Source organism: Alcanivorax sp. P2S70 (genome assembly GCF_000475295.1).
Classification (GTDB): domain Bacteria; phylum Pseudomonadota; class Gammaproteobacteria; order Pseudomonadales; family Alcanivoracaceae; genus Alcanivorax; species Alcanivorax profundi.
Genome location: NZ_AXBZ01000012.1, coordinates 20,213 through 34,988 on the forward strand (window position 1 = coordinate 20,213; position 14,776 = coordinate 34,988).

The following is a 14,776-nucleotide window of genomic DNA, read 5'->3' on the forward strand; positions in this document are numbered from 1 at the left end:
CGGTGTATTCAGGGAAGTACCGACGCAAAGTCATCAATGGCCACAAACGGGTCGGTGTGCTCGCGCCGTGGCAGGCTGGAATCCGGGTGCAAGATGCTGACCGGTTGCCCGATACCGTATAGCTGAGCGCTGTGCAGCACCGGCAGTGAGTCATCCACCAGCAGCGCTTTGGCCGGGTCGAACGGCAAGTGTCGCTGCAAATGCTGCCAGAACGACTGGGCTTCCTTGGGGTGGCCATAGTCGTGGCTGGATACCAGCTCATGGAAATAACGGTCGATGCCGGTTTGTTCCAGCTTCACGTCCAGGGCGTCGCGGTGGGCATTGGTCACCATGACGATCTGTTTGCCGGACTCCTGCAATCGCTGCAGAAAGGTTTCTGCTCCGGGTCGCACCGAGATGCGGTCACGGGCCTCTCTTTTCAAGCGGGCGATTTCCAGCCCGAGCTCAGCAGTCCAGAAATCCAGGCAGTACCAGTTGAGAGTGCCCTGATGGCTGGCAATCCAGTCGTGGATGATGCGGTCAGCTTCCTGCTGGGGCAGGCCCAGTTGGCGGGCATAGGCCTCGGGGACATGGCGTTGCCAGAACCAGTTGTCAAAGCTCAGGTCCAGCAGGGTGCCGTCCATATCCAGTAACACAGTGTCGACAGAATGCCAGTCAATCATGAATTTCCTGCGGGTTCGGGTTAGTCTTGCCGTCCGGAAGGCGTCGTCGTTCTGAGGTAATTATGGATGAGAAACCGGAGATTCTCGACACCCGGCTGGTGGCCAAGAGTCGTCTGTTCGGGATTGAGGAGCTGCATTTGCGCTTCCGCAACGGGGTGGAACGCACCTATGAACGGTTGCGTACGCCGCCAATCGCGGCGGTCATGATGGTTCCGCTGCTCGATGAGGAAACGGTGGTGTTGATCCGTGAATACGGTGCCGGTACTGAACGCTACGAGCTGACCTTGCCCAAGGGAGCTTATGAGCATGGTGAGGATTGGCGCGATGCAGCCAACCGGGAATTAAAGGAAGAGGCCGGTTACGGCGCCCGCAAGCTTACCCTGCTGAAAGAACTGACCCTGTCGCCGGGATACATGGGGCACCGTATCAAGGTGGTGCTGGCCGAGAACCTGTATGAGGAATCCCTGCCTGGCGACGAGCCTGAGGAATTGGAAGTGGTGCCCTGGAAGCTCTCTGAGCTGGATCGACTGATCGAGCGGGATGATGTGACCGAGGCGCGTGTGATCGCAGCGTTGCTGATGACCAGGCGGTTGTTGGAAACGCGTTGAATATTAAGCTGTAGACGCGGTGTCAGCCGCGCAAGGCTTGCCAAAATCTGAATGACAGGAAATCTGGAATGACCGACTTTACTGCCCTGCTGAACCCCCTTGCCGATATCGCCCGCGAGGCGGGACAAGCCATCCTTGAGGTCTACGAGCGGGATGACCTGGGCGTGGAAACCAAGGATGACAAGTCACCGATTACCGAGGCCGACAAGGCTGCCCATGAAATTATTGAGGCACGCCTGAAGGCGCTGACCCCGGATATCCCTGTTTACTCTGAGGAATCCGGTGATATCGCTTATGCCGAGCGTAAGGGCTGGCCGCAGTTCTGGTTGGTGGATCCGCTCGATGGCACCAAGGAATTCATCAAGCGCAATGGCGAATTCACGGTGAATATTGCGCTGGTTCGCGCCGACACTCCGGTGCTGGGGGTGGTGCATGTGCCGGTGACAGGCGTGACCTACCTGGGGGGGGAAGGCGTAGGCGCCTTCAAGGAAGATGCCGGTGAGCGTAAAACGATTGCCTGTCGTGCCCGAACAACGCCGGTGGTCATGGTGGCCAGCCGCAGCCATGGCGGTGAAGCGGTGGAAAAACTGGAAGCCTTCATTCGTGAAGAAGTGGGCGAGGTGGAGCGTGCTTCCATGGGTTCATCGCTGAAACTGTGCCTGGTGGCCGAAGGCAGCGCAGATATCTATCCGCGATTGGCGCCGACCAGTGAATGGGATACCGCTGCGGCCCATGCAGTGGTGACGGCTGCTGGCGGTGTGGTGGTGAATACCGCATTCGAACCTTTACAGTACAACAAGGAAGATATTCTTAACCCGTTCTTCCTGGTGCTGGGCCAGAGCGTAGAAGAATGGCGTTTTATCGCCCCTGCAATTGAAGGTTAAGAGGTTGTGCATCGCAGAGCTCACTGAAAGCACAGAGAAGAGCCCCTCGTTTTTCCTTTGCTCGGTGAACTCTGTGGCCTCTGTGGATAGCAGTGTTATCTGCCCTGAATATGGAGCAAGCCATGAGTGAAAAGCGTGAGCTGCGATTTGTCAGCGCGGGCCAGTCCTGTCGCGGTGATCTTTATCTTCCTTCCGGGAAGGGGCCCTTTCTGACGGTGGTCATGGGGCACGGGTTTGGCCTGACCAAGGCCTGTGGTCTGGATCCGTTTCGGGATGCGTTTGTTGAAGCCGGTTACGCGGTTTTTCTGTTTGATTACCGACATTTTGGTGAAAGTGAGGGCGTGCCTCGGCAGGTGCTGATACCCAACCGGGAGGTGGCAGATTGGCAGGCCGCGTTGGCCTGTGTGCGCAAGCAGCCAGAGGTGGATAACCAGCGTATTGTGCTCTGGGGGACTTCTTTCGGCGGTGGGCTGGTGACGGTTGTAGCGGGGCGAGAACCGGTCGCCGGCATTATAGCCCAGTGCCCGATGATGGACGGATTGGCATCGGTGTTGGAGGTGGTTCGCTATGCGGGCATCGGTCAGGCGTTGAAAATGAGCGGGGCGGGGCTCCTGGATGTGGCCCGCAGTGTGATTGGGATGGAGCCTTATCTGATTCCCTCTGCCGGGAAACCGGGGGAGCTGGCGGCCATGAGCAGCCATGATGCCTGGGAAGGGTATACCGCCCTGATGCCCGGTGAGGTGCCTAACGAGGTGGCTGCGCGCATTGCGTTGGTACTGCCGTTGTTCCGTCCGGTTATGCAGGCCAGCAAGGTAACTTGCCCGGCATTGGTACTGATCTGTGAGAAAGATACCGTAGCCCCGGCTTCGTCAGCAGAAAAGGCCGTGCTGGCTATGGCGCAACCCACGGTAAAACGTTATCCGGTGGGCCACTTTGATGTTTATCAAGGCGACCCGCGCACTGTCAGCCTGAAGGATCAGTTGGCGTTTCTGGCAGGGTTGTCCGGCGAGGCTTAGCCGGCAAGCAGAGACAAAAGGCTGCCGGTCAAGTTGTCAGAGGCGACCACCGCACTGGTGGCAATCATGCTCAGGTTGATGCAGGGCATGATCAGGCCGATGGCGATCAGGTTGATGGCAGCAGGTTGTCGAATACGGCCAAACCATAGCAGGATCGACAGTAGCAGGGAGAACGTCAGAGGGACGGTAAGCCAGGGGTGTTCAGTGAGCACCGTCCAGAGAGTGGCAAGTTCCATGATTCCTATCCCCTTCCTTTTATTGTTTTTGTCATGGCGGTCAGGACTCTCCCCCCAGAGAGTCCCGCGCAGTATGCAGGAGCTTTTCGGGGTGCCAGTGTGCCCCTGGTCACAATTTCATAAGGGGATTGCGAGATTGGATCTCACGTGCCACTTTCTTTATGAAAAAGAAAGAATAAAAAATATGAAAAAATAGACCTCCTTGTTAAGAGGGCAGCAAGGCGACCAGGGATTCGGCCAGTGATTCGTTGGCACTGAAAACCAGAATGCCCAGCAGCCCCAGCTGCATAGACGGCAAAATGAATGCGACGATGAGCACATTGGTGGTGCTTTGCGGGAGGCGGCCGAACCAGATCAGGATGCTCAACAGCAGGGCCAGAGAGAATGGGGCCACAAGCCAAGGGTGCAGAGTAGCAAAGTTTAACCAGTCACTGAGCGGCATGGGAGCTACCTGTAGGCGGTTGGGTATCTTTCGTTACAGAAAGTAACACTGGCTGCAGAGAACAGGCAATGCGTACTGGCTATCGAGGCAAGAGGCATTGCCTTTTATCAGGGAAGGAAGGCAGATGAAGCACAGATACAGGTGCGTGATCTTGTGTGTGTTATTGCCGGCGGTGGTGTTTGGGGGGCAGTTCCATTATTCGCTGGAGCAGTTTGCCTTGATATCCGGTTATGAGGGGTGCGTTCGTCAATTGGGCAGTAGTTTGAGTGCTGGGCAGCGAGATGCCCTGGCCGATAGCCTGCTTCGTCGACGGGGTCTCAGCTACCAGCCTCGTCGTGTGGAAAACGACCGGCGACTATGGGCTTATCCGGAGTATGACAACCAGCGTCGTTTGCTTGGCTACATGGCCGAAGCCTACCGACTGGAGTGCCTGGAGCAGAATCAGGGACGTTATTGAGTCTTGTCCGACAGCCGGCTGGCCTGATTTGACCGCCCGATTGCCCCTTCCAACCCCGGTAATTTCGCTGCCTGCCCCCGTTCACGGTCCGCAGCGGCACGGAATTCGGGCTCCACAGCCAATCGACTGTCCCGTTCGGGGCTTTTACCTACTGGCCGGTACGGCTATTCTGGATCCCTGTTAATTGTGACATTGACCAATGTCAATGTTTGCGCGGCTGAAACCAGGCAGCCTGTAGCCAGAGGTAAACGATATGTCCAACAACCATTTTGATGTCCTGATTATTGGTGCCGGCCTTTCCGGTATTGGTGCAGCGTGCCATCTGACCCGCAAGTGCCCGAATCATACCTATGCCATTATCGAGCGCCGCGAGCGCATTGGTGGCACCTGGGATCTATTCAAGTATCCCGGTATCCGGTCAGACTCCGATATGTTCACTCTTGGCTACAGCTTCCGTCCCTGGACGGAGTCCAAGGTGCTTGCTGACGGCGCATCCATCCGCAATTACGTGGAAGACACCGCAAAGGAATACGGGGTAACCCGCCATATCCGCTTCGGACGCAAAGTCATGACCGCCGATTGGTCCAGTGCCGACAAGCGCTGGACGGTGCAAACCACCCATGAAGATAGCGGTGAGTCCGAAACCTTTACCGCCAACTTCCTGTTCTCCTGTACCGGTTACTACAACTACGATCAGGGTTTCCGCCCGGATTTCCCGGGGGAAGACAGCTTCAAGGGGCAGATCATTCATCCGCAGCACTGGCCCGAGGATCTGCAATGTCAGGGCAAGAAGGTCGTGGTAATCGGTTCTGGTGCCACCGCGGTCACCCTTGTGCCGGCCATGGCCAAGCTTGGGGCGAAAGTCACCATGCTGCAGCGCTCGCCAACCTACGTAGCCACCGTGCCAGAGCTGGATCCCATTTCTGCCGGGCTACGCCGTTTCCTGCCGGAGATGGCGGTGTATCGTTTAGCGCGTGCACGCAATATTGGCCTTCAGCGGATGATATTCAAGCTGGCCAAGCAGCGTCCGAAGCTGGTGCGCCGTGCTCTGCTGGCGGCCGCCCGTCGTCAACTGGGTGATGATTTTGATATGACCCACTTCCGTCCCAGCTATAACCCGTGGGATGAGCGTCTGTGTGCAGTGCCCAATGGCGATTTGTTCAAGAGCCTGCGCAAGGGTGAGTCGGAAGTGGTCACCGACCATATCGACACCTTCACCGAGAAAGGCATCCTGCTGAAGTCCGGCAAAGAGCTGGAGGCGGACATTATCGTCACGGCCACTGGCCTCAACATCCAGATGCTGGGTGGTGTCCAGGGAACCGTTGATGGTCAGCCGGTGAATCCGCAGGACACCATGGTTTATAAAGGTGCCATGTTGAAGGATGTGCCGAACATGGCGCTGATCTTCGGGTATACCAACTCCTCCTGGACGTTGAAGGCGGATCTGGTGTGCGAATATGTCTGTCGCCTGCTCAATCACATGGACAAGACCGGAATCCAGGTGGCCACCCCGCGTGACAACGAAGGCTGTGAGACGGATAACAACTTCCTGGAAATGCAGTCAGGCTACATTCAGCGCGCCACCAACGAACTGCCACGCCAGGGCTCCCGCCAGCCGTGGCAGGTGGTGCAGAACTACTTCTACGATCTGCCGCGCTTGAAAGCCGGTGCCATCGAAGACGGCGTGTTGGAGTTTTCTGACCGTAAGCCGGCCAGGAAAAAAGGATTGGTGGCCTCCCTGCTGGGAGCCTGATCACCGATCCGGCAAGATCAAAAGGCCACCCTGGAAACAGGGTGGCCTTTTTTGGGTTCATCGCACTGTTGGCGTTCAGGATAGAGACTGGGATCTCGCTCAACTCGTTATGAGTTGCTCTCAAGTTGGCGGCTTTTGATTGCCAAATCCCTTCACCATTGGTAATTTCGCGCCACCTTTTCGGTGCCCGCCCTGAATACAGGGTGGGGTAAACGGGAAGTCGGTGATGCCATTTGGTGAAATCCGACGCTGCCCCCGCAACGGTGATTGAGTCAACGATAGTCGAAGTGCCACTGTGCGTGATGCATGGGAAGGCGATTGTCGAGAGGTGCTCCCTCGCTCATCAGCCCGGAGACCGGCCGAATTGGAACCAGGCGTTGCGGCGGGCGATGGCGGGGAATCGTGGCGTGTCTATCGCCAACCCCATGTTGTGTCTGCCGCGGCTGAATTCAGGCCGTGCGGGTGGGCACGGCAGAGGGGATCACTTCCATGACGTTTCGCTTTCTTGCTGCCGGTGCAGCCGTTTCCTTTTCCCTGTTGCCGCTGGCAGCACTCTCTCAATCGACGGATAGCCCGACCCGGGTTGCCATGCTGGATCCGGTGGTAGTCACACCCACTCTCGCCAGCCGAACGGCCGATGCGTCGTTGTCTTCGGTGACCGTGGTCGATGAAAAGACGCTACGCGAGCAGCAGCCCACAGACATGGCTGACCTGCTGCGAGGGCAGCCAGGTGTGGATACCACGGGCAATGGCTCCTTTGGCAAGAATGCCAGCGTGTTCATTCGCGGGACGTCAAGTGATGCCACATTGCTGCTGGTAGATGGAGTGCGTCTGCGTTCGGCGACCGCCGGGAGCCCGGCTTGGCAGTACCTGCCTCCGCAAATGATGCAGCGGGTAGAAATTGTGCGTGGGCCGCGGGGGAGTCTCTACGGTGCGGATGCCGTGGGAGGCGTAGTACAGATTTTTACCCGTGATGAAGGGACCTGGCTGAACATGGGCGGAGGCAGTTTCGACAGCTGGAATCTGGGCGCCGGCAGTTCTATCCGTCACGGCGGCACCACGGCCACCGTAGGCGCAAATTACTTTGATACCGATGGCACCGAGCTGCGAGAAAACAGTGACGACCGTGGTTATGACAATGCCTCTGGATTGCTCAAGCTCAGCCACCAGTTTGGCGACAAGGGGAGCGTGGGGGTGTTCGGTTTCCGTACCGAAGGCAATACCGAATACGAAGGCAGTACCCCGGAAGACCAGCGTGAGATCGATTACATGCTGCAGGTGGCCGGGGTGAAAGGGGACCTGTGGCTGAGCGACAGCTTGCAGGTCAAGGCCCTGATCAGCGAAGCGAAAGATGAAAGCGAAGATTTCGATGACGGTCTGAGCAATGGCATCTTCGATACCCGCACTCGTACCGCAAACCTGCAGACCGTTTTGGTGGCAGGTGACCACCAGTTCATAGTGGGAGGCGAATATCAGAGTGACGAAATCACCAGCTCCAACGATTACGATGAAACCCGTCGCGACAACAAAGCGGTCTTCGGGCAGGCGCTGTTGAATTTCGGTGCGCTGGATCTGCAGGGTAGCCTGCGTCATGACGACAACGATGCGTTTGGCAGCAAGGTGACTGGTGCGGCGGCGGTGGGCTACAAGCTGGATACCCATCACCGTCTCCGCGCCAGTTATGGCACTGCATTCAAGGCACCGACCTTCAATGACCTGTACTTCCCGGACTCACCGCCGTTCTACTACAGCAACCCGAACCTGAAACCGGAATCCTCCGAAACCGGTGAGCTGGGTGTGCGCGGCCAGTACAGTGTGTGGTACTGGGATGCGGCGCTGTATCGCACCAATATTGACGATCTGATCAGCTACGATGCCAGCCGCGGTTCGTCCTTCAATGTGGCCAAGGCTACCGTGGAAGGCGGCGAACTGGCCATGGGCCTGGAATGGCAGCAGTGGCGGGCACAGCTGGCGCTTTCTGCGCTCAAGCCGGAAGACGAAGAGACGGGCAACATCATCGCCCGCCGCGCCCAGCGTATGGGCCGTGTGGATGTGGATCGCCAGATCGGCCAGTTCTCCCTGGGGGGAACCGCCAGCTTCCAGGGTCACCGCTATAACGATGCGGCCAACACCCAGCGTCTGTCCGGCTTCGGTCTGCTGGATCTGCGTGCGGGCTGGGAATTTGCCGAGCACTGGACCGGGCGCGTGGTCGTCGAGAACGTACTCGACAAGGAATATGCCACCGCCCAGAACTTCAGCGGATGGAACTATCTCAACGCCGGGCGTTCCGTAATGGTAAGTGTCAGCTACGATACCCCATAACGAACTGAGCGGCGGAGACACCATATCTCTCCGCCTTTGACTGCAGGGTGATGATGACGTTTCGCAGAACGATGTTGATTGGCTTGGTGATACTGCTTGGCTTGCCGTTACCGGCGATGGCCCAGCTGTGTGTGCAGGACGATGCAAGTCAACAGGTCTGTCTGAAGCAGCCTGCGCGCCGCATCATTGCCCTGTCCCCCGGTGCCACCGAATTGCTGTTTGCCGCCGGGGCTGGTGAGCAACTGGCCGCCGCGGTGAGCTTCAGTGATTATCCGCCAGCGGCGCAGAAGTTGCCCCGGGTGGGGAGCTACCAGCGGTTGGATCTGGAGGCCATCGTGGCACTCAAACCGGACCTGATCGTGGCCTGGCGAAGCGGTAACCCCATGGGGGATGTGGCGCGACTTCAGGACATGGGATTTCCGGTCTACATCAGTGAGCCCCGGCAGTTCGAGGATGTGAGCGCCACGCTGGAACGGTTTGGGGTGCTGGCAGGTACCGAATTGGTCGCCCAGGGTGCCGCAAACGGGTTTCGAGCCGGCATTGCCGCCCTGCGGGAGCGTTATGCCGACGCGGCTCCGGTGACGGTGTTCTATCAGGTCTGGGACGACCCTTTGATGACAGTCAACGATAGCCACCTGATCAGTGAAGCCATTCGCATCTGTGGCGGCGTCAATGTCTTCGGGGGGCTCGGCGCCCTGGCCCCGCGTATCAGTCGTGAAGCCGTACTGGAAAAAAATCCCCAGGCCATCGTGGCGGGCGGAATGGGGGAAGATAACCCGGCCTGGCTGACTCCCTGGAAAGCCTTCCCGTCGTTGCTGGCGGTGCAGAAAGGCAACCTCTTCTTTGTGGCACCGTCCACCTTGCAGCGGCCCACCCCGCAGATGCTGGCGGGTACCCGCACCCTGTGCCGCCACCTGGAGAGTGCCCGTGCCCGCCACTAGTCGCCGGCCGCTGTCGGCGTTGGTGGCACTGGGGCTGGCCGGGTTACTGGCGTTGATGGTGGCGCTGTCGGTGGGCAGTGTCTCCATGTCGCTGCAAGAGCTGTGGGCAGTACTGCTGGGGCGCGGTAATGCCCTGCATGACACCCTGGTGTTTTCCCTGCGTGCTCCCCGTGCCCTGTCGGCGTTTGCCACCGGCGGCTTGCTGGCGTTGGCCGGGGCGCTGATGCAGGTGCTGTTACGCAATCCCCTGGCGGACCCATATGTGCTGGGGATTTCCGGCGGTGCCGCAGTGGGGGCGTTGCTGGCCATGCTGCTGGGGTTTGGGGCGGTGCTGGTATCGGGCTCGGCGTTTGCAGGAGCGTTGTTGTCCACGGTGCTGGTGTTTGGTCTGGCCCAGGGGCGAGGCAGCTGGACGCCCACCCGGTTGTTGCTGACCGGGGTAGTGATTGCTGCTGGTTGGGGGGCAGTCATTACCTTCATGCTGACACTGAGCCCCACGGAAAAACTGCCCGGCATGCTGTACTGGCTGATGGGCGACCTCAGTTATGCGGATTCGCCACAGGTGGCCTGGCTGGTGCTGGTGCCGGCGGTGTTGCTGACCCTGCCGCTGGGGCGCAGCCTGAACGTGCTTGCCCGCGGGCCGTTACAGGCGGCGGCGTTGGGCGTGGCGGTCAAGCCGCTGGAGTGGGGCGTGTATGGGCTGGCCAGCCTGCTCACGGCGGTGGCGGTGACCACCGCAGGCAGTGTCGGTTTTGTGGGGTTGATCGTTCCGCATATGCTGCGGCTGGTGCTGGGCAACGATCAGCGCATCATTCTGCCGGCCAGCGTGCTGGCGGGCGGCGCCCTGCTGACCTTTGCCGACACCCTGGCGCGCACCCTGATGGCCCCGGAGCAATTGCCGGTGGGCGTCATCACGGCGCTGTTGGGGGTGCCGACCTTCCTCTTCCTTCTGTACCGGAGCCGCTGATGAGCGTACTCGAAGCCCGGGAGCTGGTGGTGGATATTCCCGGCAGGCAGGGTGGCGATCCATTGACGGTACGGATCCTTCCCGGGCAACGCTGGGGAGTGTTGGGGCCCAATGGGGCGGGCAAGACCAGCTTGCTGCATACCCTGGCCGGGTTGCGGCCGCCGCGCTCCGGCACGGTGCTGGTCGATGGCGAGCCGTTGGCAGTGCTGCGCAGACGGACCCTGGCGCAGACCCTGGCGGTGGTGTTTCAGGAGCGACAGGACAGTTTCCCTGCCACCGTGCTGGAGACCGTGCTGATCGGCCGTCACCCCTTTCTGTCGCCCTGGCAGCGCGAGGGCGCGGACGATGTGCGGTTGGCCCATCAAGCGCTGGATGCGCTGTCACTGTCTACCTTGAAAGATCGGCTGGTCAGCACGCTGTCCGGCGGCGAGCGTCAGCGGGTGGCCATTGCCACGGCGCTCACCCAGCAACCGGGGATCTGGCTGGCAGACGAGCCTACCAACCATCTCGACCTGCATCACCAGGTGGCAGTGATGGAGCTGCTGCACCAGCAGGCGGAGGCCGGTGCGGGGGTGTTCCTGTGTCTGCATGACCTCAATCTGGCCGCGCGCTGGTGTGATCACATTCTGTTGCTCTATCCCGACGGGGAGCTGTGTTTTGGCCCGGCGGATACCATGCTGGTGCCCGAGGCGCTGGAGCGCCTCTATGATCAGAGTCTGTCGGTGTTCACTGTGAACGGTAAGCCGGTATTCGTGCCGGCATGACAGGGCCCCCTGTGATGGCCACGACTTCTCCCGCTTCCGCTTTTCAGGCAACGGTCCCTGCTGCCCTCATTAGCGCGCCGGGGTCGGGACAGGGAAAATCGTTGGTGACGGCGGCGCTGGCACGGCTGCATCGAAACGCCGGCCGGCGTGTGCAGGTGTTCAAATTTGGTCCGGACTATCTGGACCCCATGGTGCTGGAGGTAGCCAGCGGGTCGCCGGTCTATCAGTTGCAGCCCTGGATGACCGGTGAAGAGGAATGCCGCTGGCGGCTGGCCCGGGCGGCCAGCGAGGCAGACCTGATTCTGGTGGAAGGGGCCATGGGCCTGTTCGATGGCACGCCGTCCAGTGCCGATCTGGCGGTGCTGGCGGGGATCCCGGCGATTCCGGTGATTGATGCCTGGGGGATGGCCCAGACCTTCGGGGCGGTGGCCCTGGGGCTGGCCCGGTACCGTGAGGCCTTGCAGGTGACCGAAGTGATTGCCAACCGGGTGGCCAGTGACCGTCACGCGGCCTTGCTGGCGCAAGGGTTGCCCGCGAGCCTGTCGCTGCTGGGGGCGATCCCCCGCCATGAAGCAATGACCCTGCCTGAGCGACACCTCGGTCTGGTGCAGGCCGGAGAATTGAGCGATCTGGAGACTCGGCTGGATGAGGCGGCCGCAGTACTTGAACAGGCCGGATTGGGGCGGTTGCCCGCGCCGGTAAACTTTTCCGCACCGCCACCGGAACCCGTGCCTGCCCTGCTGGCGGGCTGCCGCATTGGCATCGCGCGGGATGCGGCCTTCGCGTTCCTGTATCCCGCCAACCTGGACCTGCTGCGCGCCATGGGGGCGGAGCTGGTGTTCTTCTCGCCGTTGGCGGACAGCGGCCTGCCCGCCGTGGATGCGGTGTGGTTACCGGGCGGTTACCCGGAACTGCACGGGGAAACGCTGGCGAACAATGTCGCCATGCGCCATGCCTTGCAGGCGCACCACCAGGCGGGCAAGCCCCTGCTGGCAGAGTGCGGTGGCTTGATGGCCTGCCTGACAACACTGGTGGACGGTGAGGGGCGCCAGCATGCCGGATTCGGTTTGCTGCCGGGTACCGCCACCCTGACCCGGAAATTACAGGGGCTGGGCATGCACGCCTGGCATCATGGCGGTGTTCAGCTACGCGGCCACACCTTTCATCACGCCGTGGTGGACACCGCATTGCCACCCACCTGGCACAGTGAAAAACAATCCGGCACCGGGGGAGAAGCGATCTATCAGCAAGGCCATCTGTTGGCCAGCTTCTTCCACGGTTATTTCCCGTCTGCCCCCTCGCTGGTGGCAGATATTTTTACCGGTCGGTTGACCGCATCGTAATTCACAGACAACGGGGCACCTCATGAAACCAGACCCGAAAAGCCAGGAGCGCCACGCGTGGCGGATGGCCAAAAAACAGGAAATCATGCGTGAACGCATCGCCAATGCGGACAAGGACCAGGGTGTGTTGCTGGTGCTCACTGGCCCCGGTAAAGGCAAGAGCAGTTCCGGCTTTGGCATGGTGGCACGGGCGCTGGGGCATGGCATGAAGGTGGGGGTGGTGCAGTTTATCAAGGGCGCATTCAGCACCGGCGAAGAGGCTTTTTTTCGAGACCTGCCCAACGTGGATTATCACGTCATGGGCGAAGGTTACACCTGGGACACTCAGGACCGCGAGCGCGATGTGGCCGCCGCCAATGCCGCCTGGGATATCGCCGCGAAGATGCTCAAGGACGACCGCTACGATCTTGTTTTGCTGGACGAACTGAACATCGCGTTGCGCTACGAGTACCTCGACCTGGACCGGGTGCTGGATGATCTGCAAAACCGGCCTGCCATGCAGCATGCTGTGGTGACGGGACGCTATGCCCCCAAGGAACTGATTGAGTTGGCCGACACCGTCACGGAAATGAAAGTGGTGAAGCATGCGTTCAAGGATCAGGGGGTGCGGGCGCAGAAGGGCATCGAACTTTAGTGAATAGTTAACAGTTAACAGTTAACAGTGAATAGCGAAAACCCGAACCGGATAGGTATGAAGTAGTGGCGGGAAGTTCAAAGTTGAAAGTTCAAAGTTTAAAAATAAAAAAAGCACAAAGTAGTGCCTTTATTTGGGGCTGCGATCGCGGCTTGATGTCTGGGTGCGGCCTCGTCGCTGTGATTACGGGAGGCACCGTATCGCGTTTCAACTTTGAACTTTCAACTTTCAACTCCGGGTCTTCGCCATGCTGAGTTTGATGGTTCAGGGCTGCACCTCTGATGCGGGGAAGAGCACAGTGGTGGCGGCGTTGTGTCGGTGGTTTGCGCGGCGGGGGTGTTCGGTGGCGCCGTTCAAGCCACAGAACATGGCGCTCAATAGTGCGGTGACGGTGGATGGCGGGGAGATCGGGCGATCTACTGCTTTGCAGGCGTTGGCCTGTGGTGTTGAACCGCATAGTGACATGAATCCGGTGTTGCTCAAGCCGCAGACCGATATGGGTGCGCAGGTAATTATTCGAGGTCAGGTGCTGGGCAATATGCAGGCGCTGGATTATCACGCTTATAAAAAAACGGCGCGCGATGCGGTGCTGGCGGCCTGGCAGGATTTATCGTCCCGTTTTGATGTGATCATTGTGGAAGGGGCGGGGAGTCCGGCGGAAATCAATCTGCGTGACAACGACATTGCCAACATGGGTTTTGCCGAGATGGTGGATTGCCCGGTGATACTGGTGGCAGACATTGATCGCGGCGGTGTCTTTGCTCATCTCACCGGTACGCTGGATCTGCTGTCGGAAAGCGAGCAACGGCGCACGCTGGGATTTGTCATTAACCGCTTTAGGGGCGATCTGTCGCTATTGCAGGGTGGCCTGGACTGGCTGGAAGCGCGCACCGGCAAACCGGTTTTCGGGGTGCTGCCCTATTTGCATGGGCTTACTCTGGACGCGGAAGACGCCGTTGATGAACGGGGTGACCATGGCGTCGGTGCGCTCAAGGTCGTGGTGCCGATGTTGCCGCGGATGAGTAACCACAATGATTTCGATCCGTTGCGTGTGCATCCGCAGGTGCAGCTGACCTTTGTGAAAATGGGTGCCCCCTGGCCCGATGCCGACCTGATTATTCTCCCCGGCAGCAAGGCCACCCGTGCGGATCTTGCCTTCCTGCGTGAGCAGGGCTGGGACAGTAAAATCGCGCGGCATCTTCGCTACGGCGGCAAGCTGCTGGGCATTTGCGGTGGCTTTCAAATGCTTGGGGAATGTATTGATGACCCCGATGGTCTGGAGGGACCCGCCGGCAGCAGTGAAGGACTGGGCTGGCTGGGCATGACAACCCGACTGGTACCCGGCAAGCAGCTACGCAATGTGCAGGGGCAATTGCTGCTCGCCGGTACGCCCATTCGCGGTTATGAAATGCATAATGGCGTCACGGAGGGCGAAGCGCTGCAGTCACCTATGCTGCAGCTGGATGGCTATAAGGATGGTGCCGTTTCCGACGACGGCGCCGTCATGGGTTGCTACCTCCATGGCCTGTTTGATTCGCCGCAAAGTACCGATGCCCTGCTTGCCTGGGCAGGTCTGGATGCAAACGCGAGTGTTGACTACGTCATGCATCGCGAGCAGCAGCTGGATCGGTTGGCCGACATGCTGGAGGGGCATATGGATATGGCCTTGCTACTGGCAAAGGCTGGCCGTCCCGCCGGCGATGTTGGCCCCTGGTAGGGACCCCCGTTGCCTCCCGGCATTTTCATC

General features: G+C 59.8%; 15 protein-coding genes and 1 riboswitch. Of the genes, 12 read left to right on the forward strand and 3 right to left on the reverse strand.

The window, feature by feature from the left end; genetic code table 11:
• Nucleotides 1–8: 8 nt before the first annotated feature.
• Nucleotides 9–662: a GMP/IMP nucleotidase gene (yrfG, locus tag Q672_RS22365; RefSeq protein WP_022984667.1), complete on the reverse strand. Its 654-nt coding sequence runs from the start codon at nucleotides 660–662 to the stop codon at nucleotides 9–11.
• 62 nt (nucleotides 663–724) lie between these two features.
• Here yrfG and nudE point away from each other — a divergent pair, with 62 nt between their 5' ends.
• From nudE to Q672_RS22380, 3 genes are all read left to right on the forward strand, one after another.
• The gene (nudE, locus tag Q672_RS22370) at nucleotides 725–1,270 is read left to right on the forward strand and encodes an ADP compounds hydrolase NudE (RefSeq protein ID WP_022984668.1); all 546 of its coding nucleotides are present in this window, start codon (nucleotides 725–727) and stop codon (nucleotides 1,268–1,270) included.
• A gap of 68 nt (nucleotides 1,271–1,338) precedes the next feature.
• Nucleotides 1,339–2,154, forward strand: a complete 816-nt coding sequence (cysQ, locus tag Q672_RS22375; RefSeq protein ID WP_022984669.1) for a 3'(2'),5'-bisphosphate nucleotidase CysQ — start codon at nucleotides 1,339–1,341, stop codon at nucleotides 2,152–2,154.
• 122 nt (nucleotides 2,155–2,276) lie between these two features.
• A complete protein-coding gene (locus tag Q672_RS22380; protein ID WP_022984670.1) occupies nucleotides 2,277–3,170 on the forward strand; it encodes an alpha/beta hydrolase in 894 nt (297 codons plus the stop codon).
• Here Q672_RS22380 and Q672_RS22385 read toward each other — a convergent pair.
• A complete protein-coding gene (locus Q672_RS22385; protein ID WP_022984671.1) occupies nucleotides 3,167–3,406 on the reverse strand; it encodes a hypothetical protein in 240 nt (79 codons plus the stop codon). The genes Q672_RS22380 and Q672_RS22385 overlap by 4 nt on opposite strands.
• A 205-nt stretch (nucleotides 3,407–3,611) precedes the next feature.
• On the reverse strand, nucleotides 3,612–3,848 hold the full coding sequence (locus tag Q672_RS22390) for a hypothetical protein (protein ID WP_022984672.1): 237 nt from the start codon (nucleotides 3,846–3,848) through the stop codon (nucleotides 3,612–3,614).
• A 124-nt stretch (nucleotides 3,849–3,972) separates the two neighbouring features.
• Between Q672_RS22390 and Q672_RS22395 the strand changes: the two genes are divergently transcribed.
• The 9 genes from Q672_RS22395 (at nucleotide 3,973) to Q672_RS22435 (ending at nucleotide 14,746) form a co-directional block, all read left to right on the forward strand.
• A complete protein-coding gene (locus Q672_RS22395) occupies nucleotides 3,973–4,305 on the forward strand; it encodes a hypothetical protein (protein ID WP_022984673.1) in 333 nt (110 codons plus the stop codon).
• A gap of 253 nt (nucleotides 4,306–4,558) precedes the next feature.
• Nucleotides 4,559–6,058 (forward strand): flavin-containing monooxygenase, encoded by a 1,500-nt coding sequence (locus Q672_RS22400; RefSeq protein WP_022984674.1) that lies wholly within the window; start codon nucleotides 4,559–4,561, stop codon nucleotides 6,056–6,058.
• A gap of 164 nt (nucleotides 6,059–6,222) precedes the next feature.
• Nucleotides 6,223–6,436: riboswitch (cobalamin riboswitch) on the forward strand.
• Nucleotides 6,437–6,547: 111 nt separating this feature from the next.
• Nucleotides 6,548–8,380, forward strand: a complete 1,833-nt coding sequence (locus tag Q672_RS22405) for a TonB-dependent receptor domain-containing protein (protein WP_022984675.1) — start codon at nucleotides 6,548–6,550, stop codon at nucleotides 8,378–8,380.
• Nucleotides 8,381–8,430: 50 nt separating this feature from the next.
• Nucleotides 8,431–9,321, forward strand: coding sequence for a cobalamin-binding protein (locus Q672_RS22410; protein ID WP_022984676.1), 891 nt, complete (start codon nucleotides 8,431–8,433; stop codon nucleotides 9,319–9,321).
• 55 nt (nucleotides 9,322–9,376) lie between these two features.
• Nucleotides 9,377–10,288, forward strand: a complete 912-nt coding sequence (locus Q672_RS22415) for an iron ABC transporter permease (RefSeq protein WP_052017482.1) — start codon at nucleotides 9,377–9,379, stop codon at nucleotides 10,286–10,288.
• Entirely contained in the window at nucleotides 10,288–11,052 is a 765-nt protein-coding gene (locus Q672_RS22420; RefSeq protein WP_022984678.1) for an ABC transporter ATP-binding protein, read from the forward strand. The genes Q672_RS22415 and Q672_RS22420 overlap by 1 nt, the downstream gene beginning before the upstream one ends.
• 14 nt (nucleotides 11,053–11,066) lie before the next feature.
• Complete coding sequence (locus Q672_RS22425; protein WP_052017481.1) at nucleotides 11,067–12,395, forward strand: cobyrinate a,c-diamide synthase; 1,329 nt, start codon at nucleotides 11,067–11,069, stop codon at nucleotides 12,393–12,395.
• 22 nt (nucleotides 12,396–12,417) lie between these two features.
• A complete protein-coding gene (gene cobO / locus Q672_RS22430; protein ID WP_031226152.1) occupies nucleotides 12,418–13,029 on the forward strand; it encodes a cob(I)yrinic acid a,c-diamide adenosyltransferase in 612 nt (203 codons plus the stop codon).
• A 247-nt stretch (nucleotides 13,030–13,276) separates the two neighbouring features.
• Nucleotides 13,277–14,746 (forward strand): cobyric acid synthase, encoded by a 1,470-nt coding sequence (locus tag Q672_RS22435; protein WP_022984681.1) that lies wholly within the window; start codon nucleotides 13,277–13,279, stop codon nucleotides 14,744–14,746.
• The last annotated feature ends 30 nt before the right edge of the window (nucleotides 14,747–14,776 follow it).